The sequence below is a fragment of the Streptomyces aurantiaciflavus genome, from assembly GCF_049808595.1.
Lineage (GTDB): Bacteria > Actinomycetota > Actinomycetes > Streptomycetales > Streptomycetaceae > Streptomyces.
In genome coordinates this window covers 26685-49198 of record NZ_JBNCAQ010000037.1, presented here as the reverse complement: position 1 = coordinate 49198, position 22514 = coordinate 26685, and the positions used below count along the sequence as shown (strand labels likewise).

Annotated in this window: 18 protein-coding genes; 9 read left to right on the top strand and 9 right to left on the bottom strand. The window is 72.6% G+C overall.

Features of this window, described 5'->3' with window-relative positions:
* The first annotated feature begins 69 nt into the window (after positions 1 to 69).
* Together ACPT94_RS33990 and ACPT94_RS33985 are read left to right on the top strand one after the other, a co-directional pair.
* Positions 70 to 1380, top strand: coding sequence for a phenylacetate--CoA ligase family protein (locus tag ACPT94_RS33990; protein ID WP_425247608.1), 1311 nt, complete (start codon positions 70 to 72; stop codon positions 1378 to 1380).
* Entirely contained in the window at positions 1349 to 1558 is a 210-nt protein-coding gene (locus ACPT94_RS33985) for a DUF6052 family protein (protein ID WP_360335290.1), read from the top strand. The genes ACPT94_RS33990 and ACPT94_RS33985 overlap by 32 nt, the downstream gene beginning before the upstream one ends.
* 62 nt (positions 1559 to 1620) lie before the next feature.
* On the opposite strand, the gene ACPT94_RS33980 is transcribed toward ACPT94_RS33985, so the two are convergent.
* Both ACPT94_RS33980 and ACPT94_RS33975 read right to left on the bottom strand, forming a co-directional pair.
* On the bottom strand, positions 1621 to 3030 hold the full coding sequence (locus ACPT94_RS33980; protein WP_425247607.1) for an extracellular solute-binding protein: 1410 nt from the start codon (positions 3028 to 3030) through the stop codon (positions 1621 to 1623).
* Positions 3031 to 3064: 34 nt separating this feature from the next.
* Positions 3065 to 4240 (bottom strand): epoxide hydrolase family protein, encoded by a 1176-nt coding sequence (locus tag ACPT94_RS33975; RefSeq protein ID WP_425247606.1) that lies wholly within the window; start codon positions 4238 to 4240, stop codon positions 3065 to 3067.
* Between the two features lie 360 nt (positions 4241 to 4600).
* Here ACPT94_RS33975 and ACPT94_RS33970 point away from each other — a divergent pair, with 360 nt between their 5' ends.
* The 3 genes from ACPT94_RS33970 (at position 4601) to ACPT94_RS33960 (ending at position 9144) form a co-directional block, all read left to right on the top strand.
* Complete coding sequence (locus tag ACPT94_RS33970) at positions 4601 to 6196, top strand: methyltransferase domain-containing protein (protein ID WP_425247605.1); 1596 nt, start codon at positions 4601 to 4603, stop codon at positions 6194 to 6196.
* Entirely contained in the window at positions 6193 to 7593 is a 1401-nt protein-coding gene (locus tag ACPT94_RS33965; RefSeq protein ID WP_360335282.1) for an FAD-binding oxidoreductase, read from the top strand. The genes ACPT94_RS33970 and ACPT94_RS33965 overlap by 4 nt, the downstream gene beginning before the upstream one ends.
* A 624-nt stretch (positions 7594 to 8217) precedes the next feature.
* Positions 8218 to 9144, top strand: a complete 927-nt coding sequence (locus ACPT94_RS33960; protein ID WP_425247604.1) for a GNAT family N-acetyltransferase — start codon at positions 8218 to 8220, stop codon at positions 9142 to 9144.
* A 392-nt stretch (positions 9145 to 9536) separates the two neighbouring features.
* Here the strand turns inward: ACPT94_RS33960 and ACPT94_RS33955 are convergent, their stop codons facing one another.
* Positions 9537 to 10847, bottom strand: a complete 1311-nt coding sequence (locus tag ACPT94_RS33955) for an MFS transporter (protein WP_360335278.1) — start codon at positions 10845 to 10847, stop codon at positions 9537 to 9539.
* 320 nt (positions 10848 to 11167) lie between these two features.
* Between ACPT94_RS33955 and ACPT94_RS33950 the strand changes: the two genes are divergently transcribed.
* Genes ACPT94_RS33950 through ACPT94_RS33940 form a run of 3 tightly spaced genes read left to right on the top strand, consistent with a single transcriptional unit; the run spans position 11168 to position 13136 of the window.
* On the top strand, positions 11168 to 11710 hold the full coding sequence (locus ACPT94_RS33950; RefSeq protein ID WP_360335276.1) for a carboxymuconolactone decarboxylase family protein: 543 nt from the start codon (positions 11168 to 11170) through the stop codon (positions 11708 to 11710).
* A 38-nt stretch (positions 11711 to 11748) separates the two neighbouring features.
* Positions 11749 to 12714, top strand: coding sequence for an oxidoreductase (locus ACPT94_RS33945; protein ID WP_360335274.1), 966 nt, complete (start codon positions 11749 to 11751; stop codon positions 12712 to 12714).
* Complete coding sequence (locus ACPT94_RS33940) at positions 12711 to 13136, top strand: hypothetical protein (RefSeq protein ID WP_360335272.1); 426 nt, start codon at positions 12711 to 12713, stop codon at positions 13134 to 13136. The genes ACPT94_RS33945 and ACPT94_RS33940 overlap by 4 nt, the downstream gene beginning before the upstream one ends.
* Before the next feature lie 25 nt (positions 13137 to 13161).
* Here the strand turns inward: ACPT94_RS33940 and ACPT94_RS33935 are convergent, their stop codons facing one another.
* Positions 13162 to 13602, bottom strand: coding sequence for an enediyne antibiotic chromoprotein (locus tag ACPT94_RS33935; RefSeq protein WP_360335270.1), 441 nt, complete (start codon positions 13600 to 13602; stop codon positions 13162 to 13164).
* 308 nt (positions 13603 to 13910) lie between these two features.
* On the opposite strand from ACPT94_RS33935, the gene ACPT94_RS33930 reads away from it, so the two are divergent.
* Positions 13911 to 15485 carry an MFS transporter gene (locus tag ACPT94_RS33930; RefSeq protein WP_425247603.1) on the top strand — a complete coding sequence of 525 codons (1575 nt, stop codon included), beginning with the start codon at positions 13911 to 13913 and terminating at the stop codon, positions 15483 to 15485.
* A 137-nt stretch (positions 15486 to 15622) separates the two neighbouring features.
* Here ACPT94_RS33930 and ACPT94_RS33925 read toward each other — a convergent pair whose 3' ends face one another.
* The 5 genes from ACPT94_RS33925 to ACPT94_RS33905 form a co-directional block, all read right to left on the bottom strand.
* Entirely contained in the window at positions 15623 to 16615 is a 993-nt protein-coding gene (locus ACPT94_RS33925; protein ID WP_360335267.1) for a hypothetical protein, read from the bottom strand.
* A gap of 206 nt (positions 16616 to 16821) precedes the next feature.
* Positions 16822 to 18435: a tyrosine 2,3-aminomutase gene (gene cmdF, locus ACPT94_RS33920; RefSeq protein WP_360335265.1), complete on the bottom strand. Its 1614-nt coding sequence runs from the start codon at positions 18433 to 18435 to the stop codon at positions 16822 to 16824.
* A 99-nt stretch (positions 18436 to 18534) separates the two neighbouring features.
* Positions 18535 to 20091, bottom strand: a complete 1557-nt coding sequence (locus tag ACPT94_RS33915) for a class I adenylate-forming enzyme family protein (protein WP_425247602.1) — start codon at positions 20089 to 20091, stop codon at positions 18535 to 18537.
* Positions 20088 to 21059 carry an FkbO/Hyg5 family chorismatase gene (locus ACPT94_RS33910; protein ID WP_425247601.1) on the bottom strand — a complete coding sequence of 324 codons (972 nt, stop codon included), beginning with the start codon at positions 21057 to 21059 and terminating at the stop codon, positions 20088 to 20090. The genes ACPT94_RS33915 and ACPT94_RS33910 overlap by 4 nt, the downstream gene beginning before the upstream one ends.
* Before the next feature lie 103 nt (positions 21060 to 21162).
* Complete coding sequence (locus ACPT94_RS33905) at positions 21163 to 22473, bottom strand: cytochrome P450 (RefSeq protein ID WP_425247600.1); 1311 nt, start codon at positions 22471 to 22473, stop codon at positions 21163 to 21165.
* Between the last annotated feature and the right edge of the window lie 41 nt (positions 22474 to 22514).

Below are 22514 nucleotides of genomic sequence, written 5' to 3'. Positions count from 1 at the left end.
GCGCCGACGCGCCGGCCGGCACCAGGATTTCCCGTGTCACCAGCTGCCGGGCGTACATCGGAGACCCACGTGGACTACTGGAACAGCACAGCGGAGACCATGCCGCGCGCACGGCTGGAGTCCTGGCAATGGCAGCGCCTGCGCCGTGCCCTCGACCACGCCCGCCGGTCCTCGCCGTTCTGGAGCGGCCGGATCCCCGACGGCATCACCTCGCTCGGCGAGTACTCCGCCCGGATGCCCCTGCTGTACAAGGCGGACCTGCTGCAGGCCGAGGAGCAGGCGCCCCCGTACGGCACCTGGCCCTCGCTCGACCCGTCGCTGGGCGTGCGCCACCACCAGACGAGCGGCACCAGCGGCAACCCGCCGATCCGCACCTTCGACACCGAGCGGGACTGGGCCTGGTGCGTGGACACCTTCTGCACCGCGCTGTACGCCAACGGCGCGCGCCCTTACCACAAGGGAATGGTGGCCTTCGGCTACGGCCTGTTCGCCGGATTCTGGGGCATGCACTACGCGCTGGAGCGCATGGGCTGCACCGTCGTCCCCTCCGGCGGCCTCGACTCCCGCACCCGGGTCCGTCTGCTGGTGGACCACCGCATCGAGATCCTCGGCCTGACCCCCAGCTATGCCATGCGGCTGATCGAGACGGCCCGCGAGATGGGCGTCGACCTCGCCCGCGACGCCAATGTGAAGATCATCCTGGCGGGGGCGGAGCCCAGGTCCGACTTCACCACCCGCACCATCGAGGAGGCCTTCGGCGCCCGCGTCTTCAACGCGGCCGGCACCACCGAGTTCGGTGGTGTCTTCATGTTCGAGTGCCCGTCGCGGCGGGGCGCCTGCCACATCAACGAGCAGTCCTGCTACGACGAGGTGCTCGACCCGGAGACCAAGCAGCCCGTCGGTTACGGTCAGGAGGGCGTCAGGGTCACCACGGGCCTGTCCCGCGAGGGCGTCCAGCTCTTCCGCCACTGGACCGAGGACATCGTCGTCAAGCGCCCGTACACCGACTGCGGCTGCGGCCGCACCTGGGACTTCTACGACGGCGGCATCCTGCGGCGCGTCGACGACATGCGCAAGATCCGCGGCGTCTCCGTCACCCCGGTGATGATCGAGGACGTCGTCCGTTCCTTCGGCGAGGTCAACGAGTTCCAGTCGTCCATCCGCACCGTCCGCGGGCTCGACACGATTCACGTCAAGATCGACGCGGGCGAGCTCGCCGGCCAGGCCGCCGACGCGCTGTGCGGCCGTATCGCCGAGGAGTTCAAGCGCGAGATCGGCATCCGTCCCGTGGTGGAGCTCGCCCCCGCGGGCAGCCTGCCCCGAACGCAATGGAAGGCGGCACGACTCCATGACGAACGAGTACTCACCTCTCACGGCTGAGCAGGAGATCCACCTGATCGAGAGCTACCGCACGCTGACCCACCTCGCGGAAACCGTCCAGGTGCCCGCGGTGCTCGCCTCGGTGCGGGCCTGCCTGGCCGAACTGCGCATCGCCCTCGACGGCCAGGCCGTCGACTTCGACTACTACCGCACGTCGGCGCGCACCCTGGTGGCCTGACCCGCGAGCATGGGGAAGGGGCGCCCCCCGTCCAGAGGGGGCGCCCCTTCCCCATGCTCGCGTCAGCCGTTGCTGCCGCGCACGGCGTTCTCCAGCTGCGCGCCGGTGTAGGCCTCGGCGCCGGTGAAGTACTCCACCCGCAGACTCTCGGGGCTGCGCACGCCGTTGTCGACGCGGTCGCGCTCGTAGGCGTCGAGCAGCGTCTGAGCCTCCCGCGTCGCCTGCGCGAACCGCTCGGCCGCGTCCACGCCGTGCAGCAGTACGTCGCCCATCGCGCGCGTCATCACGTCCTGCGCGCCGGCGAAGTCACCGAACAGCGCGCCCCGGCACGGCGGCACGCCCGTGCCCTCGCCCTCGGCGTAGCTGCCGAGCTGGCTGCTGGCCAGCCGGTGGTAGGGGTGCGCCTCGAACCAGCCCTCGTCCTCCAGCAGCCGGTACGAGGAGCGGGTGACCGGCACGAAGCTGCTCGCGATGTGGCGGTCCGCCGCGTTGCGCGGGTTGTTCAGGAACTGCATGAACGCCAGGGCGCCGTCCTGCGTCACCTCGTCGAGACCGGCGGTCAGCCACAGCGACGTACCGGCGATGATGTTGCCGCCGTACGGCTCGCCCGCCCGGCCGGGGAAACGGCCGACCGTCATCTCGAAGCCGGCGTGCTCGGCCGCCTGGGCCATGTAGTTGAGGTCGTTGGACGAGGTGATGCGCAGCGCCACGTCCTGGTCGGCGAACGCCTTGAGGTTGCCCTCCCAGTCCGGGATCTTGCCGGTGTACAGGTAGTGGCCCTTCTGGTGCAGCCGCTGCCAGTACTCGACCCAGGTGAGCATCTCCTTGGACGACAGGTCCACGCGGGTGGCCCGGCCCGAGCGGCCGTTGTCGCGGTCGGCCAGCAGCCCGCCCTGGACGGCGAGCGCCTGCTGGAAGAACAGGCCGTGGTTGGCCCAGGTCACCGCGTGGCGCGGACCGTCCGGCAGTGCCGCGACCGCCTCGCAGGCGGCCTCGACCTCCTCCCAGGTGGTGGGCAGCCGCTCGACGCCCGCGGCCCGCAGGAGGTCCTGGTTGCCGTAGACCAGCATCGCCGTCACCACGGCGGGCATCGAGACCAGGTCGCCGTCGCGGGAGTAGTACTCGCGCACGGCCGGCAGGATGTCGTCGACGACGACCGGCTCGCCGAGGATCTCGCTGCGGCCGGCGATCGCCCGCTGCACCGACGTGAACAGCGGCTTGCCGGCGTGATCGCGCATGTCGTGCGCGGCCTGGGTCACGGCGAAGTAGAACTCCGCGACCGCCGGCGGGCGGCCCGCCTCGGCGGCCTCGGCGATCTCCCGGGACAGGTTGCGGAAGTCCCTCCCCTCGATGTTGACGCGGTACTCGGGATGTGCCTCCTCGAACGCGGCGCCCAGGCGGTGCAGCCGGTCCATGTAGCCGGGGAACGTCAGGTCGGCCACCCAGACGTCGATCACGGTCGGTGCGGTCATCTACGGCCTCTTCTCTGTCTGAACGGACGCCGGCTCAGGCGGCAGCGGCGGTGACGGGCGTGAGGGAACGGGCGAAGGCGCGGATGTCGCCGGTCAGGGCGGCCGGCTGCTCCAGCGCCGCGAAGTGCCCGCCGCGTTCGAACTCGGTCCAGTGCGTGAGGGTGGGGATGTCCCGCTCGGCGAAGCTGCGGACGGGGACGAAGATGTCGTCCGGGAAGACGGCGACCCCCACCGGCACCGTCAGCGGCGGCGGCACCGCGCCGGCCGCGGCGGCCCGCACGCCTTCGGCGCCCTCGAAGTAGAACTGCGCCGACGAGCCGGCCGTGGCCGTCAGCCAGTAGATCGAGACGATGGTCAGCAGCAGGTCGCGGTCGACCGCCTCCTCGGGCCGCTGCTCGGCCGAGGTCCAGTCCAGGAACTTCTCCGCGATCCAGGCCAGCTGGCCCACCGGCGAGTCGGTCAGCGCGTACGCCAGCGTCTGCGGGCGGGTCTGCTGCACCTTCATGTAGCCCGACAGCTCCGCGTCGAAGCGGGCCAGCTTGCCCAGCCGGGCCTGGTCGGCCTCGCCGAGCCCGGCCAGCTCGGCCGGGTCGCCCGAGGGGAAGGTCATCAGCATGTTCACGTGCACGCCGATGACGTGCTCGGGGTCGATACGGCCGAGCTCCAGGGAGATCACCGCGCCGGCGTCGCCGCCCTGCGCGAGGTAACGGTCGTACCCCAGACGCGCCATCAACTCGGCCCAGGCGCGGGCGATGCGGCCGGTGTCCCAGCCGGTCTGCGGCAGCGGCCGGGAGAACCCGTAGCCCGGAATCGACGGGATGACCAGGTGGAACGCCTGCGACGGATCGCCGCCGTGGGCCCTCGGGTCGGACAACGGGCCGATCACGTCGAGGAACTCGGCGACCGAACCCGGCCAGCCGTGCGTGAGCAGCAGCGGGGTGGCGTCCGGCTCGGGCGAGGTGATGTGCAGGAAGTGCACCGGGGCGCCGTCGATCTCGGTGACGAACTGCGGGTGCGCGTTCAGCCGCGCCTCGGCCGCACGCCAGTCGAACGAGGTGCGCCAGTACTCGGCGAGCTCCTTCAGATAGCCGAGCGGCACCCCGCGGCTCCAGCCGACGCCGGGCAGTTCGTCGGGCCAGCGGGCCGCCTCCAGCCGCCGGCGCAGGTCGTCCAGCTGCTCCTGCGGGATGTCGATACGGAAGGGATGCATGAAGCGCTCCGAGGAAGTCGGGTCCGCGCGGAAGGCCGCGGCTCGCTGAAGGAGGTCACAAGGCTCGCCCGGCGGGATCAGTCCCGAAACACGTGCGTCCGGCCGTATCGTGCGCCGCCGCGCGGCCGCCCCGCATCTTGCGGATTGCTCCGTGCTGCGGACGGGCCGGCAGCCGCACGACGGGCGGCGAGGAGGCCGGACGGCGGCCGGAAGAAGGGCAGTTCAGAAGATGCACCGGCTCGGGCGGCCCTGACAGCATCCAAAGGCGGCCGGCCGCTTCGGCGCAGGTCAGCGCGCCGGTCCCCGGCGCGCGCCGGACGATGCCGGGTGGCGCCGCACCGATCGGAGGAAGGACGCCCCATGAATGCTGCCACCGCCCACGCCGCCGACGCCCTGGTCGACGCGTTCGTGGACGCCGCGCCGGAGCAGACCGCGCAGCACTACCGCACGCTGGTGGACGCGGTGTGGGAGGACGGCGAGCTCACCGCGTCGGCCCTCGACGCCGTACCCGCCCTGGTGGCGGGTCTCGAGCGCGCCGGGAACGAGCGCCGCGGGCACCTGGCGATCCTGCTGGGACTGCTCGCCGAGGCCGAACACCCCACCAGCGCCGGTCCCGTGACCCGCGCGGTGCGCGCCCACCTCGACCGGTACCTGGAGCTGCTGCGCACGGAGGGCATCGGCACCCCGCTGACCCTCGCCCTCCTCTACCTCCTGTCGCACTTCCCGGCCGACCGGGACGAGATCCTCACCGCCGTGGCCGGCCTGGAACTGGACCCGGCGGACCTCTCCCGCCTCGACCGTGCCCTGAGCGAACTCGACCCGGGCCGTCCCGGGCTGGGGCGGGTGTGGCCCTCCCCGTCCGCCTGGACCCTCAACGAGGACGAACTCGCCTTCGACCAGAGCTGGGTCGAGGCCCTGACCCCGCAGCAGCTCCTGGCCGCCTGGGACAACGACACCCGCACGGTGCTCGGCTGCACCGGCGCCCGCGCCTACTGGGCGGTGTGCCACGGCGACCCGGCCGACGCCCCGGCCGCCGCGGTCCCCGACCGGGCCGGCGCCGCAGCCCCCGCCGCCGGCACCGACCTTCTGGCAGCGCACGCCGCCGCCCTGCGCTGCCCCGCCTGCCGCGGGGCGCTTCAGCCGGGCGACGGGCGGTTCACCTGTACTGGCTGCGCCGCCCGCTACCCGGCCGCGGGCGGCATCCTCGACCTGACCGCCCCCGCCGAAGAGGACGGCGGCGTGGACGACTTCCTGGAGAAGCTCTCCCAGGTGCCCAGCATGGGCCTGTTCTACGAAGCCGTCGCCCGCCCCTCGTTCCTGCGCGTCGCCGGGGCGAACTGGGGCGGCGCCGTCACCCCCGCCGACGAGGACCGCTACATCGCCGAGCACGTACGGCCCGTCGACGGCCCCGTGGTCGACCTCGCCGCCGGCGCCGGCCGGTGGACCGCCGTCGTCGCCGAGACCGTCGGCGCCGACCGCCTCGTCGCCGTCGACAGCTCGCTGCCCATGCTCAACGTGCTGCGCGGCCGCCTGCCCGACGTGCCCGCCGTACTGGCCGGCGCGGCCGACCTGCCCTTCGCCGACGCGTCCGTCGGCGCGGTCGTGTGCTGGAACGCCCTGCAGGCCTTCTACGACGAGGCACCGGCCGCCATCGCGGAGGTCGGCCGGATCCTGCGACCCGGCGGCACCTTCACCGCGATGACGTTCCGCCGTTCCGAGGACCCCGTCTACCGCTACTTCCAGTCGGCCCACCGCTTCCCGCAACACGAGGGCGGGTTGCGGCTCTTCGAACAGCAGGACCTCAGGCGCTGGCTGGCCGAGGCGGGCCTGACGGTCCGTGAGGAGAGCGGGCCGGGCACCTTCGTGTTCATCACCGCCGTCCGCGACGCCCGACAGCCCGCCGGCGGCCCGGACCCGCAGCGCACGGCCGTCGCCACGGAAGGAACCCGTCCATGACCCTCTCAGATGCCGGGGAAGTGGTCCTCGCCCGCCCCGGGAGCCCGGAGTACGAGCAGGCCACCGCCGTGTTCAACCTCGCGGCCCCGCAGTGCCCGGCGGTCGCCGTCACCGCGCACAGCACCGAGGACGTGCGGTCCGCCGTGCGCACCGCGGTGCGGGCCGGCCTGCCGGTGCGCGTGCACACCACCGGGCACGCCTCCGGTGCCGTGCGGCCCGCCGACGGCACCCTGCTCATCCGCACCCGGTTGACGGGTGGCGTCGAGATCGACACCGCCCGCCGCACCGCCCGCATTCCGGCCGGCACCACCTGGGGCGAGGTCGTGCGGGCTGCGGCCCCGCACGGCCTCGCCGCCGCCCACGGCTCGGCCGACGGCGTCGGCGTCGTCGGCTACCTGCTCGGCGGCGGCGTCAGCTTCTACGGCCGCAGCACAGGCCTCGCCGTCAACACCGTCCGCGCGATCGAACTGGTCACCGCCGACGGGGAGCTGGTGCGAGCCGATTTTGCACACGAACCCGAGCTGTTCTGGGCGCTGCGCGGCGGGGGCGGCGGATTCGGCGTCGTCACCTGCGTGGAGATCGACCTCTTCCCCGTCGCGCGGGTCGTCACCGGCGCCAGCTACTGGTCCGCCGCCCACGCCCGGCCGCTGCTGGAGCGCTGGCGTGCCTGGGCGGCCCACGCGCCGCGCGAGGCGACCACCTCCCTGCGCATCATGAACCTGCCGCCGGTGCCGGGCGTCCCGCCGCAGCTCGCCGCCGGGCCCGTCCTCTGCGTCGACGGTGCCGTTCTCGCCCGCCGGGAGGAGGAGACGGCGGCGGCCCGCGAGAGCGCGGCCGAACTCCTCGGCCCGCTGCGCGAGATCGCCGAACCGCTGCTGGACACCTGGGCGGAGACCGGACCGGCCGGGGTGCTGGACGCCCACATGGACCCCGCCGACCCGGTTCCCTTCGTCGGCGACCATCTGCTGCTGCGCGAGCTGGACGACGAGGGCGCCGCAGCCTTCCTGAACGCCGTGGGGGAGGGCTCGGGATCACCGCTCGCCGTGGCCACGCTGCGCCAGCTCGGCGGAGCGTTCGCGCAGGCCCGCCCGGAGGGCGGAGCACTGTCCGAGGTGGACGCGGCGTACGCGTACATGGGCTCGGGGCCGCCCTTCGGCCCGGTCACCGTCCAGGCGCTGCACGCCCACTGCGCCACCGTGCGGGCCGCCCTCGGCCCCTGGGACACGGGGTACACCCTGCCGTCCCTGGTCGAGGGGTACGAGCGTCCGCAGCAGCACCTCGACGAGGACCGCGCCGCTGCCGTCGGCCGGGTGCGGGCCCGCGTCGATCCGCGGGGCGTGTTCGCCGGGGACATCGCCCTCGGCGCGGCCAACTCGGTCTGGCGTGGTTCCCGCTAGCCGGGCCGGTGGTCCGGTGCCCGGGAAAGTATCGGAGCAAATCGTTCCGCCACCGGGTGGGCGCTCGCACCGCGCCGGCGGCGGCCGCCCACGCCGGCGCCCGCCCGGCCGGCGTGCCCGCTTTCCGCACGTCACGACGGCAGTGAGCAATCTCGAAGAACTCCCGGGCCCACTTCGCCAAGTAGCATCCAACTGCGTCGACACCCGTTGGCCGGAGCGAAGGGCGGTGCGGTGCCGTGAAGTCTGCCGGATGCCGCTCCGGCGCCCTGGGCCGCCCGGCCGGAGGGGAGCGCGGCACCGTCCGCTCCCGCAGACGGCCCGTGCGGCACAGGGCGCCGGGCGCGGTCCGGGCACGCGCGGCCGCCCGATCGTCCGGCCCGTCGCCTGCCCCGCGGCGTCCACGCACCGGCCGTCGGCCCGTACTCTGCCCGCCGCCCGCCAGGACCTGGAGCAGCGGCAGACCGGCCCGCTCGCGCACCGGCCGCCGCAGACGCTGACGGCGTCCGCCCCCGTGCCCCGAGGTCCATCGGTGGCGCTTCCATGCCCGGCCTCACTGGATGCCCAGGGCGACGACCTGTCGACCGACCGTTGGACCGATCCCCCAGAAAGGGGGCACGAAATTCCATGACCCTGCCCGGAGAATTCGTCCTCAGACGCTCCGCCGACGTCCCCGTGGACACGCTGGTGCGGCTGGTCAGGGCGTACGAGGAGGGCAGCACGGGCACGGCCACCTGGACCCGCGAGGACGTTCTGCTGGCGATCTCGCACCCGCACTACGAGGACAACAGCTGGTGCCTGACCGGTCCGGGCGACGAACTGCTCGGCTGGGGATCGCTGGCCCCGAGCGGCGGCCCCGCCGTCGACGCGGCCCTTACGGTCCTGCCCGGCCGGCGTGGCGCCGCGGCCGCCCGCTTCCTGGTACTGCACCTGCTGGACCGCACCGACGCGCTCGCGGTCACGCACGGCACCTCCTACGGGGTCGACGTCGGCGGGATCCTCGGCGGCGACACCGTGCTCCCGCGCGTCCTGGAGGAGACCGGGTTCGTGCGCGGCGCCACGATCACCCAGTACGACGTCGACCTCTCACATGAGGCACCTGCGGGGGTCCTGCCCCGCGACGCGCACATTCGCCCGGCTGTGACGGCCGACGACACGGACGCGATGCACGGCCTGCACCTGCGCAGCCTCGCCAGAGGCTCCAAGATCCATGATCCGGCCGTCTTCCACGGCCGGATCCGGCGGCTGCGCGAGCTCTCGGGTTTCGCGCTGCTCATGGAGATCGCCGGCCACCCCGCCGGTCACGTCCTGGCGCAGGCGGCGAGCGGCCAGGGCCGCGTCCTGGAGGCCGCCGTCGCCCCCGCCTCGCGCGGACTGGGCGTCGGCCTCGCCCTGGTCGCGGCCGCCCTCGGGGAACTGCGCCGACGCGGCTGCGCACACGCCCTCATCGCCGTCGACACGGCCCAGCTCATCGACCCCGAGGGCCTGCGCCGGGACCTCGGAGTCCAGGGCGAACGGGCGATGACGCACTACCACCGGGACCCGGAAACGTGATCCGGGGCCGGCGGGCGCGCGGGTTCGCGGCCCGGTGGCCGATGGCCCCGGCCTTGTTCCCGGCGCGTCGTCACAGGCCGCCACCGGTCTTCGCCGCGCCCCCGTGGGCGGAGCGTCCGAGTCGCCGAGGGCGACGGAAACGTTGTCATCGAACGGTGTTCCGCCCCGGGTGTGCTGTGCCGGGACGGCGGTGACAGGCGACCCCGCAGACCCGTGGCCCTGCGGCCGACGCGTCTTCGGCCGCGCAGCCCCTGGCCCCGTCCGCCCGGCAGTCCCGGCCCCGTCCGCCCGGCGGCCCCGGCCCCGTCCGCCCGGCGGCGGTCCGCCACGTGGTCGCCCGCCGGCGCGGCCGAAGGCCCGGGCCGCGGTACCCGCCGCCCGGACCCGGTCCGTCACTTCGTGAGCGTGAGCGTGTTCGGGTCCAGCGCGGGACGGACGACTGCCGGCCGACGGCGGGAGAGGGCCGCCGCCGGAAGCGACATCAGGACGGCCGCCATGACGGCGGCGATGAACCAGCCGGAGGCGTCGTGCTCGGCGGCGAAAGCGGCCGACACGGGCATGACACCGCCCAGCACGGCACTGGTCACAGCGTTGGGAAGCCCGATGCCCAGAGCCCGAACCTGCGCGGGGAAGATCTCCGTCAGCAGCTTGGGCAGGACCGTGGTGGCACACACCAGGTAGACGACGCCGGAGCCGTACGCGAACAGCAGACTGGCGAAAGTGCCCCGCATGGTCAGGTACGACCAGGAGCCCAGGACCGCGAAGACGACGCTGGCCACGGCCAGGAACCTGGCGGCTCCCACCCGGTCGGCGAGCATGCCGAGAGGAACGTTGACCACCATGAGGAACGCGGTCGCGGTCACGGCGACCCACATCATCGTGCCGGGCGCGGCCAGCCGCCCGCCCAGGGCGGGCACGACCGCGGTCCAGGTACCGCCGACGGTGCCCGTACCGGCCACGAACAGAACGGCGACCAGCACGTTGCGCCGGTAGGTGCCCAGAACCTGGCGCACGGAGCCGCGCCCGGCCCGGCTGCGGACCTCCCGCTGGAACACGTCGGTCTCGGTCAGCCGGGTGCGCAGCACCAGCAGCGCCACACCGAGGACACCGCCGACCAGGAACGGCACCCGCCACCCCCACGCCGCCATGGCCTCGGGGCCGAGCGCGGCGGTCAGGCCGCCGCCCAGCAGGGACGCGGCGAACGCGCCGGCGCAGGTGGTCAGGGAGAACAGGCTGCCGTAGGTGCACTTGCGCTTCTCGGGCGCGACCTCCATCAGATAAGCGGCCGCGGCCGGCCACTCGCCGCCGTGCGAGATGCCCTGGGCCATGCGCGCGAGGAGCAGCACGACGGGGGCGAGCAGACCGATGTGCGCGTACGTCGGCGTGACACCGATCAGGAACGAGCCGCCCGCCATGAGGGAGACGGCCAGCATGAGCGCGGGACGCCGGCCGCGCCGATCGGCGAACCGGCCCAGCAGGAGACCCCCGAGGGGGCGCATGAGGACACCGATACCGAGGACGGCGAACGCTCCGAGGACGGAGGTCAGGGCGTTGCCGGAGGGGAAGAACCGGGCGGCGAACAGCGGCGCGAACAGCCCGTACGCCAGCCAGTCGAAGGACTCGATGAAGTTGCCGACGACCGTGGCGGTGACCGAACGGCGGTGGGCCTTTCTGCTGGAGGGCGCGGGCGCGGACACGGGCATGGGGCTCCTTCGGACGGCGCGGGCGCGGCCGTGGGACGTGATCCGCCGGCCGGAGTCGTCGCGGCGGCCGGGGCGGGCGGTGGGCAGGGGCGGCCGGCCGCCGCTGTCCCGGGCGGCCGGTCGGTGCCCATCGTCGGAAGACGCGCGGGCACCGGCCAACTCCCTGCGTGCGCACTCCGGCGGGAAGCCGGAAACCGGCGCCCGGGCCGCACCGCGCGTTCACGCTCCGGCTCCCGGTTGCGCACGCTGGGAGTTGGCCGCCCGTCACCCCGCTGACCACGATGACACCGACCGAGCCGCCCCGAGCGAAGGGTGCTGTCATGGCGCACATCGCGATCGACAACGACCTGCCAGGCATCAGCGGGCTGATGGCCCACCGTCCCGACACCGGTGCCCCGCTGACCCACCTGGCGGAGACGCTGCTGCGCAGCGGCGACTCGCCGCTGACGCGCGGCGAGCGCGAGCTGATCGCCGCGTACGTCTCGCACCTCAACAGCACACCGTTTTGCGCCCACTCCCACAGCGCGTTCGCGGCCGCCCAGCTGAACGGCGGGGCCGACCTGGTCCGCGCGGTCCTCGCCGACCCGGCCTCCGCACCCGTCTCCGCGCTGCTGAAGAGCCTGCTGCGGGTCGCCGCCGAGGTCCAGGCCCAGGCCCGTCCCGTCTCCGACGAGGCGATCGCCGCCGCCCGCACCGAGGGCGCCACCGACAGCCACCTCCACGACACCGTCCTGATCGCGGCGGCCTTCTGCATGTACAACCGCTACGTCAGCGGCCTGGCCACCGAAGCGGCGTCCGACCCGGCCTTCTACGACGTCGCGGCCGACATCATCGTCGAACACGGCTACGGCGCCGCTCTCTGACGCCCCATGGCGTGCGCGGCCACCCAGGGAGGACTTTCGTGGACTGGTCCCCGGCCGGTGTTCCCGGCCAGCACGGCAGAACAGCACTGGTCACCGGCGGCAGCGGCGGCCTCGGCTTCGAGGTGGCCCGGGCGCTCGCGGAGCGCGGCGCGCACGTCGTCCTGGCCTGCCGCAGCACCGAACGCGGCCGCGCGGCCGCGGCCCGCATCGGCGGGCGCACCGAGGTGGTGCGCCTCGACCTCGCCTCACTGGACTCGGTCCGCGGTGCCGCGGCCGAGGTGCGCAGCCGGCACGAGCGGCTCGATGTGCTGCTGAACAACGCGGGGGTGATGTTCCCCTCCCTCCGCCGCACCGAGGAGGGTTTCGAACCCCACTTCGGCGTCAACCACCTGGGGCACTTCGCGCTGACCGGGCTGCTGCTGGACCTGATGCGCCGGGTGCCGGGCTCCCGCGTGGTGACGGTGGCCAGCCTCGCCCACCGGGTGGGACGGGGCGCGGTGAACGAACCGCGGGCTCGTGCCGCCGACGGCCACCGCTCGCTGACCGCCTACGGGCGCTCGAAGCTGGCCAACCTGATGTTCGCCCGGGAACTGCAGCACCGCCTGGCCGACAGCGGTGCCGAAACCGTCTCCGTCGCCGCCCACCCGGGCCTGTCGGCGACCGCCCTGTGGCAGGGGGAGGCGCCGGCGTGGCTGCGCCCGGTGAGCCGGGCCGCGCTGCGGTTGCTGGCACAGCCGCCCGACCGGGCGGCGCTGCCCGTGCTGCGGGCCGCGACCGACCTGCTCCTGCCGGGAGGGACGTACCTCGGCCCGGGAGAACGGTTCGAGAGCCGGGGCCTGCCCGCCCCCGCGGCCAGCAGCCGCGCGTCACGTGACGCCAGGGCGCAGGTCCGCCTGTGGGAGCTCTCGGAGACACTGACCGGCGTCGGTTACGGCCCTGCGGCATTGGGTCCCGCGGCATCCCGTTCCCGGGCGGACGGCCCGCCGGCGACGGCGCGGCGATGAGCACGCCGGCCGGTACCGGTTCCGACGACGGCCCCGGCGGGCCCTTCCGGCAGGTCGCCGCCTGGGCATGGATCTGGCGCAGCTTCGACATCGGCCCGGCGGATGCCGGGGGCCCCTTGGACTGCACCGCCTCCCCCGTGGCCCGCACCGGCGAGAAGGCCTGTGTCCCGGCCCGGGCGCACGCCGGCGGCGACGCCCTCGTCCACGCCCCCGGCCCGCACGGCGTCGACCTTGTCCCGCCCGGCCCGACCGCCTCGGCACCGACCGGCGCGCGGCCCCGTTCGCCGAGCGCCGAAGCCGCACACGGCGAGCGGCTCCCCGCTCCTTTCGCCCCGGCCCTGAGGGGGTGGGCCGGGGCGGACAGGGACGGGGAGCGGGAGGGCGCCGGTGAGCCGAACTGTCCCGGGGGGCTTCGGAGCTGACCGCTCCTCAGCAGCCGGTCGTGCCTCAGGAGAAGGTGATCGCCTGACCACCGCCCTCGCCCGCGTCGCTGCCCAGGCCGACCTGGCAGGCGGTGACCTTGCAGTCCACGGTGCCCCACGGCGTGGTGGCGGAGCCGACCACGGCCTGGAAGGACCGCTTCACGGTGATCTTCGTGGTGACGCTGCCCGCGGAGTCGGCGGTGACATCGAGGGCGGTGGCCTTGTTGCACCCGTACTGGCCGCCGTCGACGAAGGCGCACTGGCCCACGTGATAGACGGTGCCCGGCGTCAGGCCCGTGGCCTTGAGCGTGACCGCGGTGCCGTCGGCGAGACCCGTGGCCGGCGTCACCGTGACGACCGGGGTGGCGGCCGTCGCGCTCGGGGTGACCGCGACCCCCAGACCGATCGCGATCGCGGCGGTGGCGCCGACGCGGGTGATGAGGCCGAGCTTGTTCTTGACGGTCATGTCCTGACTCCCTGTCAGTCGTGAGGTGCGCCGGGAGGTTCCGGCTGCTGTGTCCATGACGTTACGGACCCCGCGTCTGCCTGGGCATCTTCCAAGTTGCTTCATGAAACTCACTGATTCCGCCTGCGGACACAGCACACAGGGAGATGCGGACACGGCAGGCGCGGGGGGACGGTGACGGATGGGCCCGACGGCACGCAGGCGCACGGGCACGCGCACGGCGCGGGGGCGCGTATCCGGCACTCCTCGCACCGGCACCACCCTCACCCACCCGCGCACGACTCACGACGATGGGAAGTAACAGGCACATGACTGCAGGCGGTGCTCCCAAAGCCGGGCGGAAGGAGTGGATCGGGCTGGGCATCCTCGCCCTGCCCACCCTCCTCGTGGCCCTCGACGTCTTCGTACTCCTCCTGGCGCTGCCGCACCTGAGCGCGGATCTCGGCGCCAATTCCAACCAGCAGCTGTGGATCATGGACATCTACGGCTTCATGGTCGCCGGCTTCCTCGTCACCATGGGGACCCTCGGCGATCGCATCGGCCGCCGCAAACTGCTGCTGATCGGCTCGGCCGCATTCGGCGCCGCGTCCTTGCTGGCCGCCTTCGCCACCAGCCCCGGCATGCTCATCACGGCGCGCGTGCTGCTGGGCATCGCCGGCGCGACCCTGACGCCGTCCACCCTGGCGCTGATCACCACGATGTTCCAGGACGCCAAGCAGCGCACGGTCGCCATCAGCCTGTGGGCCAGCTGCTTCACCCTCGGCGCGATCATCGGCCCGCTGCTCGGCGGCGTGATGCTGGAGTACTTCTGGTGGGGTTCGCTGTTCCTGATCGGCGCCCCGGTCATGGCCCTCACGCTGATCGTCGGCCCACGCGTCCTGCCGGAGTTCAAGAACCCCGAGGCCGGCCGCCTCGACCTGCCGAGCGTCCTGCTGAGCCTGGGCAGCACCGTCCCCGTCATCTACGGCATCAAGGAACTCGCCCGCGACGGCCGGCAGACCCTGCCCACGGTCGTCCTGGTCGCCGGCCTCGTCATCGGCGTGCTGTTCGTCCAGCGCCAGCGCCGCCTGGCCAGCCCGCTGCTCGACGTCCGCCTGTTCACCCACGCCCGGTTCACCGCGGCCCTGCTCAGCCTGCTCGCCTACAGCCTCATCGGCGGCACGGTCATGCTCTTCATGACCCAGTACTTCCAGGCCGCGCAGCGCATGTCCCCCTTCGAGGCGGGCCTGGGCATGCTCCCCGGCATGGCCGCGGCCACCGTCTCCTTCGCGGTGTGCCCGATCATCGCCCGCAAGATCCGCCCCGCGTACGTCATCGGCGCCGGCATCGCGGGAGTGACCGCCGTCCTGCTCACCTTCACGCAACTCGACGCCGATTCCGGCACGGCCGTGCTGATCGCCGGTTTCGCCGTCTTCTCCTTCTGCGGCGCCCCCATCGTGGCGCTGGGCACCAACATGGTCGTGGGCACCGTCCCCCCGGAGAAGGCCGGTTCGGCCGGGGCGCTGTCCCAGATGAGCAACGAGTTCGGCGCCGCCCTCGGTGTGGCGACCCTGGGCACGCTGGGCCTGGCCGTCTACCGCAGCGACATCGCCGACACCGTCCCGCCGGAGGTGCCCGAGACCGCCGCCGACGCGGCCCGCGACAGCGTCGCCGGTGCGGCGGCCGCCGCCGACCAGCTGCCCGGCTCGCTCGCCGACACGCTGCTGGACCCCGTACGCGTCGCCTTCACCGGCGGCCTGCACACGGTGGCCGCGGTCAGCGCCGTCCTCATCGCCGTCGCCGGCGTCTTCTTCGTGGCCCTGATGCGGCACGTCCCGCCCATCGGCCAGGAGGAGGCGGCCCAGCAGGAGGGAGCCGAGCAGGAGCAGACCCTCGCGGCCTGACGCGTCGGCCCCCAGGGCCGTGAGAACCGTCCGTGACACACGAACCGGCCGGGGGGGGGCCCCCCCCCCCCCCCCCCCCCCCGGGGGGGGGCCCCCCCCCCCCCCCCCCCCCGCCCGGTTCCTTTCCGGGGCAGTTCTCACTGCGCCCAGGGAGCGATCGGGTACCAGATCAGATCCCTGCGGGCGAGGATCCGCACATCCCAGTACAGGACCATGAAGACCCCGGCGGCGATGAAAGCCGCCGCCATCAGCGCCGAGGCGCGGCTCGGCTTCGCCGTCAGCCAGCGGTGCAGCCGGTCGCCGAAGACACCGGTCACCACGAGGAACAGCGCGGCCATGACGACGATGTTGCCGAGGGTCTGCAAGGTGAACGCCGCCGCCCCGTACAGGACGTTGCCGCTCTCGGCGGCGTCCCGGAACAACTGCCGGAACAGCGGGAACGGACGCCCGATCAGGAAAGCGCCGATCAATCCGCCCATGATCAGCATGGGAGCACCCGGGAAGCGGTGCGTGAGCCGTGCGAGGGGGTCCTTCACCACGCCGAGCGAGGACAGCCCGAGGACCACCATGGCCAGGCCGATCAGGCCGTACACCACCATCGCCTGGATCAGGCGGCCGGACAGACCCGAGCCGCTCGACTGCGTCTCGTCGAACTGCGGCATGCCCGTACCGGCCAGTGCCACCACCACGCCGTACAGCGCGGACACGGTGACCGCGCCGAGCGCGAGCCTGCTCAGCGGCCGCAGAGCGGCGACCAGCCGCCGCCGCGGGGAGGACGGCTGGCCCGCCAGCGGGGCCAGCGCGCTGAACACGGCGACGTTGCACGCCGTGAACGTGCCGGCGATCCCGGTCGCCACGGCGAACGCCAGACCGGCCAGGACACCGGCGATGGGAGTGCCCTTGGCATGGTGGCCCAGCAGGGTGTCGGCGACGTTGTCGCCGATGGTCCGGTCGACGAACTCCGCCGACCAGACCACGGTCAGGGCGAAACCGAACAGCGCGCTGACCGCGGCGACCAGCGCGCGACGACGCGGCGCATGGCCGTTGAAGAAGAAAGACGGCCGGCGCGGGCCGCGGGCCCGTGGCGTGCCGGAAGCGTTCAGGGCGGGGCGGGGCGCCACTTGAGTCATGGGCGTGCCTTTCACCGGAAGGTGGGACGGGGAGGGGATGTGCGGCGTTGCCGCCACGCTAGGACCGCCACGCCGTGGTGTCCGGCCCGAGCGGCTGGAGAGGGCAAGGGGGAAGAAGCCGCGCCGCGACTTGGGGAAGTCCGCGGCACGCGCGAGGGGCGGCACACGGATCCGTGCACCGCCCCTCACCCAGGTGACGCGCCGGGTCAGCGCAGCTCGATCCCCTGCTGGTGGACCAGGGACCGCAGGAACTCGCCCCGCGACAGCGCCGCGGCGATCAGCTCGATGTCGTCGGCCATGTAGCGGTCCACGCCCAGAGCGGGCACCAGGGAGCGCACCGCCTCGTACGTGGCCCTGCTCGCCGGGCTCAGGCCGTCGTACCGCCGGGAGACGTCCACGGCCTGGGCGGCGGCGAGGAACTCCACCGCGAGGATGCGGTTGTTGTTCTGCAGGACGCGCCGGGCGTTGCGGGCCGCGATCAGCCCCATGCTGACGACGTCCTGGTTGTCGCCGTTGGACGGCACGCTCTGGGTGCTGGCGGGCCCGATGGTCCGGTTCTCCGCCACCAGTGCGGTCGCCGGGTAGTTCGCGCCGGCGAAACCACAGTGCAGGCCCGGTTCGGCGGCGACGAGGAACTCCGGCAGCCCGTAACTGAGATGCCGGTTGAGCAGCCGGTTGACCTGCCGCTCGGCGAGCACACCGAGCTGGGTGAGCGCGATGGTGACGAAGTCCATGACGAACGCGATCGGCTGTCCGTGGAAGTTCGCCCCGTGGAAGATCTCCTCGCCCTCGAAGAACAGCGGGTTGTCATTGGCGGAGTTGAGCTCCGTCTCCAGCTTCTCCCGCGCGTGCCCCAGGGTGTCACGGACGGCACCGAGGATCTGAGGTACGGCCCGCAGGGTGTACGCCTTCTGCAGGTACACGTCAGTCCGCTGGACGTCACCACCGCCCTGCCGGGCCTCCTCCAGCTCACGGCGCAGATCCGCGTGGTCCAGGGCCAGGCGGCTGCCTGCGAGGAGAGTCCGTATGTTGGCCGCCGAATCGATCTGCCCCTGATGAGGCCGGGCGATGTCGTGGCCTTCGGCCAGGAACGGGCTCTTGGACCCGCGCAGGACGTCGTTGAGCAGAGCCGAGACCATCTCCGCCTGGCGGACCTGGGCGAAGGACCGCTCCACCACCAGCGCGCCCAGGCCTGTCATGGCCGACGTCCCGTTGATCAGCGCCAGGCCCTCCTTGAAACGCAACTGGAGCGGAGCGATGCCGAGTTCCCCGAGTACCTTGCCGGTCTCCTGGCGCCTGCCGTCGCGCAGCACCTGGCCCTCGCCGATGAGCGTGCCGGCGAGGTGAGCGAGCGGAACCAGGTCGCCGCTGGCGCCCAGCGACCCGATCTCCGGTATCGCCGGCGTGATGCCCTCGTTCAGATACAGCGCCAGGCGCTCGAGGATCTCCGGCCGGACCGCGGAATGACCCTTGGCAAGCGTGTTGAGACGCGCGGCCACCACGGCCCGCGCCTCGTCCTCGGCGAACAGCGGGCCCACTCCGGCACTGTGGCTGCGCACCAGGTTCGTCTGCAGCTCGACTTCCTTCGACTTGTCGATCTGCATGTAGATCATTTCACCGTAACCGGTGGTCACGCCGTAGATGGGGATGTTCTGCTCCGCCAGGTCCTCGAGCATCGCGCGGCTCTTGAGAGCCTTGGCCACGGCACTCGGGCACACACCCACCGGAGCCCCCGACTCCGCGACACGGCTCACCGCGTCGATGGTGAGGCTCTCGCCGTCGAAGGTGACCGCGGTGGTGCCGGTATCAGCTGTTGTCAACGCTCTCACTCCAGGTGGACGAAGCCGGGCTCGACGAGGGGCCGGCAAGCAGGTCGGGGCAGACAGGACAGGGGCCGCTCACATGGCGGCCGGGCCGTCTCACGGGCCGAGCGAGCCGTCGGCCGCCTGCGCGCGCACCGTGCGGCGCAGCAGCTTGCCGACGTGATTGCGCGGCAGAGACGGGACGAAGACGACGTCCTCGGGGACCTTGTACCAGGTCAGCGTCGCCTCGGCGGTGGCGAGCAGCTCCTGACGCACCCCGTGCGCACTCTCGGCGTCGACGCCTGCCCGCAGCACGACGAAGGCACGCAGCGCCGACACCCCGCTGTCGCGCCGTACAGCGCACACCGCCGCTTCCTTCACGGCCGGGTGCTCCATGAGACGGTCCTCGATCTCCGTGGGGTGCACGTTGATGCCGCCGACGATCTCCACGTCGTCGAGACGCCCGTACACCCGGACGTAACCGTCGGGGTCGACCGTTGCCGCATCGCTGGTGGCGTACCACTCCTGCGGTGCCAGCCGCAGCGGCGCGTCACTTCCGTGTGCCACGCCCGGACCGATGGTGGGTCCGGCCAGCTCCAGACGGCCCTCGATGCCGGGCGCCACCGGCTGCCCTGCCTCGTCGACGACCCGCAGCCGATAGGGCTCCAGCACCCTGCCGAGCGTGAACTCACGATAGGCGCCCGCACCGTTGACCAGCAGGGCGTGCCCGATCTCGGTCGTCCCGTACACATTGAGCAGACGCTCGCCGAGGATCGCCCGCAGCCGGCGCTCCAGGGCCTGCGGCAGCACCTCGCCCGCGACGACCGCCGCTCGCAGACCACCGAGGACTTCTGCCGCCTCGGAGTGACCGAGCATGTGCGCGAAGAAGGTCGGCTGACTGTAGTAGACGGTCACACCGTGCCGCGCGAGGAGTGCCAGGCAGTCGGCCGGAGCGAGCCGCCGCCCGCTGAGCACGGTGACGGCACCTCGCAGCAGCGGGAAGAACAGTGAATTGCCCAGCCCGTACGCGAAGTTCATCCGCGGTACCGAGTAGCAGACGTCGTCCTCGGTGACACCGATGGCCTCACCGGCCGCACGATCAAGGATCTCTGGATCGGCGTGCGTGTGGAAGCACAACTTGGGCCCGCCGGTCGTACCCGACGTGAAGGCGGCGAAGGCCGGCGTGCCAGGGGAGCAGTCGGCGAACCGCGGCACCGCGCCGCCGCTGCCCAGCAGACGGTCCGCAGTCAGCACCGGCGCGGTGAACAGTTCCTCGAACTGGGACGAAGCCACCACGGCCGCGGGCTCGGCGACGCGTGCCGCCCGTGCCATCTCGTCCGGATGGAACATGGAGTTCACGGGAATCGCCACAGCCCCGATGCGCAGCGCGCCCAGGAACGCCCACACGAAGTCCATGCCGTCCGGCAGGGCGATGAGGATCCGTGAGCCGAGCCCGAGACCTCGCCCCGCGAACGCCGCAGCCGCCTGCTCCGCCCCCTCGAACACCGCACGGAAGGAGTACTCGACTCCGTCGTCGATGTAGGCCGTGCGCTCCAGCCGGCCATGCGCCCGCGCGGACGCCTCCAGCAGTTCCACCAGATTGCCGCTGCTGACCTGGGTGACGGACGCCGGTGCGATCGCGCTGTCCAGGGCCTGTGGCGGTGCCGTCGTCATCGGCAGATCCCTTCGATCTCGACCAGCAGATCCGCTCGGCAGATACCGACGTTGAAGAAGGCGATGGCCGCGTCCCCGGAGAAGACCTCGGCGCACCTGGCCCGCACGATCGGCAGGTGCTCGGCGTTGCGGACGTACACCTTGACGCACCCCATCTCCGCCAGCCGGAAACCGGCGTCCAGTGCGTGCTGGCGCAGGTTCTCGCTGCTCACCAGCGTCTCGATGTTGGCGAGGGTGACATCCAGCTGCCGCTCGATGTCGCCGGGATGCACCGTGTCGTCACCGAGGATGCTGGCCGTGCCCGAGACGTAGACGGCCCCTGTCCCGTAGCCCTCGGACGCCAGATGGGTGCCGCGCGCGAAGCTCGGCGACGTGGCCCCGTACCGGTCGGGATAGCGGTAGGCCGGAGTCTGCCGAGGATTCTCCACATGCGTGGCGCGGCCGGGACGGCAGGCCAGGAAGTACAGGTCGATACCCGCGCCCAGGGAACCGATGCCGGTCGCCGCGGGCAGCCCCTCGAAGCGGTCGGACCAGTCGTCGAAGGCCCGCGCACGACCGGCGCAGAAGTCCTGGTAGATCTCGGTGCCCTCAGCGTTGTCCCCGGTGATGTCACCGACGAGGTTCCACATGCGGAACAGCTCTGTGTACCCCCGCTGTGAGGCCAGCCGTAACGCGGCACCGTAGGCGGTGTGCACCGCGTCGCGGTACACACCGCTCTCCTCTATGCGCACCGCGCAGAAGAAGTACTCACCGTCCTCCGCGTACACCAGGTTGTCCTGCAGGCCACAGCGCACGGGGCGGTCGGTGGCCCAGACCTCGGTGAACGGGGCGGCGTCAGCGGCGACCATGTGCACGTCGAGCCGAGGAGCCCCCCGGTACAGCGTCGGCCGCCCGCCGTGGTGCCCGTACACGACGCGGGCCAGGACGTTGCGGCCGGCCAGGACATCCCGGTCGCCGCCGGCAGGCATGTCGAACGCACACTCCAGTGTCCGTGTGTGCGAGCTTGTGTGAAGAACTGTCACGAGATTGCTCCCAAGGGGGTGAGCGCTACGAAGCGAAGCGGCGGGTGCGTCACGAAGACGGCCAGGGCAGTTCGCGGCCGCCGAAGCCGTCCGCATCGACCCACAGCGCCCGCAGGCCGCGAAGGGTGACGTTCGGTCGGTAGGACGGCGACCCGGTGGCGAACCGGGCGCCTGTGACCCGCTGACCGAACCTGGCGAGGACCGCCTCGGCGATCAGACGAGCCACCGGTTCCCCCGGGCAGGCGTGCGGGCCGAGCCCGAAGGCGGTGTGCATCGCCGTGGCTCCACCGGGCGAGAAGACCTCGGGACTGTCCCACACGTCCGGATCCCGATGCGCCGCCGCCAGGAGCAGCACCATGGTGGTGCCGACCGGAACGCGCGTGCCACAGATGTCGAGGTCGGCGGCGGCACGGCGATGGAGCAGCTGGACCGGCGGATCCAGGCGCAGGACCTCCTCCACCACCTGACCCGCGTACTGGGTGTCGCGCTGCACCGCCTGAAGCTCATGAGGAGCACGAAGCAGCGCCAGGACCCCGTTGGAGACGAGGTCGACAGTCGTCTCGTGCCCCGCCACGAGCAGATACCGACAGGCCGCCGCAACCTGCGCCGCCCCGGACCGCGCTTCCGCCGCCGCACCCACCAGCACCGACAGCAGATCCTCGCCCGGATCGGCACCACGCGCCCGCACGAGCGCGTCCAGATAGGCAGTCAGCTCCTCCTCCGCCAGCCGGCGGGCATCCCCTCCGGGCGGCGCGGAACCGGTCAGCAGCGGATGCGGGTCCAGCGCGGGGGACAGCAGCAGTGCCTGCCTGTGCAGCCACGACGCATCCCGCTGTGGAAGACCCAGCAAACGGCAGATCACGGCCGCCGGCAGCGGATACGCCAGATCCGTGACCACCTCGAGCCGCCCTCGTGCGGCCACCCCGTCGAGCAGGTCGTCGACACGGGCACGAACGAAGGGGACAAGAGCGCGCACCCGTTCTGGTGTGAGCGCCCGCGACACCAGCCGGCGCAACCACACATGCTCCGGCGAACCTGCCACGGACATGGCAAGCAGCTCTGGCTGCTCGTTAGAACCAACGGGACATCCACCGGCACGCCGCGCCACGGCATCGGGCTCTCGCAGGACGGCCGCGCAATGACGGTACGAGGAAAAGACGACGGTTCCCTCGTCCCACCACACCGGCCCGGCCTCCCGTATCCGGTTGAACACCGGATACGGATCGGGACGCACCGAACCGTCCAGGACCCGCAGCAGCAACGACCGGACTTCGTCTTCCCGTGCGTTCTCCCCGGAAAGGAGGGACGCCGGGCGATGGCTTTCCATGGCACAGCCTTCCTGAAAAGGGGATGCCGCCACCGGAAGGATGTTGGCGCCCGCCGAACGCTGTCCATGCCAAG

Coding starts and splice junctions, on each gene's coding strand:
- ACPT94_RS33925 (WP_360335267.1), bottom strand. CDS start 16,615: ATGACTCAAGTGGCGCCCCGCCCCGCCCTGAACGCTTCCGGCACGCCA.
- ACPT94_RS33935 (WP_360335270.1), bottom strand. CDS start 13,602: ATGACCGTCAAGAACAAGCTCGGCCTCATCACCCGCGTCGGCGCCACC.
- ACPT94_RS33940 (WP_360335272.1), top strand. CDS start 12,711: ATGAGCACGCCGGCCGGTACCGGTTCCGACGACGGCCCCGGCGGGCCC.
- ACPT94_RS33930 (WP_425247603.1), top strand. CDS start 13,911: ATGACTGCAGGCGGTGCTCCCAAAGCCGGGCGGAAGGAGTGGATCGGG.
- ACPT94_RS33960 (WP_425247604.1), top strand. CDS start 8,218: ATGACCCTGCCCGGAGAATTCGTCCTCAGACGCTCCGCCGACGTCCCC.
- ACPT94_RS33975 (WP_425247606.1), bottom strand. CDS start 4,240: ATGCATCCCTTCCGTATCGACATCCCGCAGGAGCAGCTGGACGACCTG.
- ACPT94_RS33915 (WP_425247602.1), bottom strand. CDS start 20,091: ATGACGACGGCACCGCCACAGGCCCTGGACAGCGCGATCGCACCGGCG.
- ACPT94_RS33980 (WP_425247607.1), bottom strand. CDS start 3,030: ATGACCGCACCGACCGTGATCGACGTCTGGGTGGCCGACCTGACGTTC.
- ACPT94_RS33950 (WP_360335276.1), top strand. CDS start 11,168: ATGGCGCACATCGCGATCGACAACGACCTGCCAGGCATCAGCGGGCTG.
- ACPT94_RS33965 (WP_360335282.1), top strand. CDS start 6,193: ATGACCCTCTCAGATGCCGGGGAAGTGGTCCTCGCCCGCCCCGGGAGC.
- ACPT94_RS33955 (WP_360335278.1), bottom strand. CDS start 10,847: ATGCCCGTGTCCGCGCCCGCGCCCTCCAGCAGAAAGGCCCACCGCCGT.
- ACPT94_RS33910 (WP_425247601.1), bottom strand. CDS start 21,059: ATGCCTGCCGGCGGCGACCGGGATGTCCTGGCCGGCCGCAACGTCCTG.
- ACPT94_RS33985 (WP_360335290.1), top strand. CDS start 1,349: ATGACGAACGAGTACTCACCTCTCACGGCTGAGCAGGAGATCCACCTG.
- ACPT94_RS33970 (WP_425247605.1), top strand. CDS start 4,601: ATGAATGCTGCCACCGCCCACGCCGCCGACGCCCTGGTCGACGCGTTC.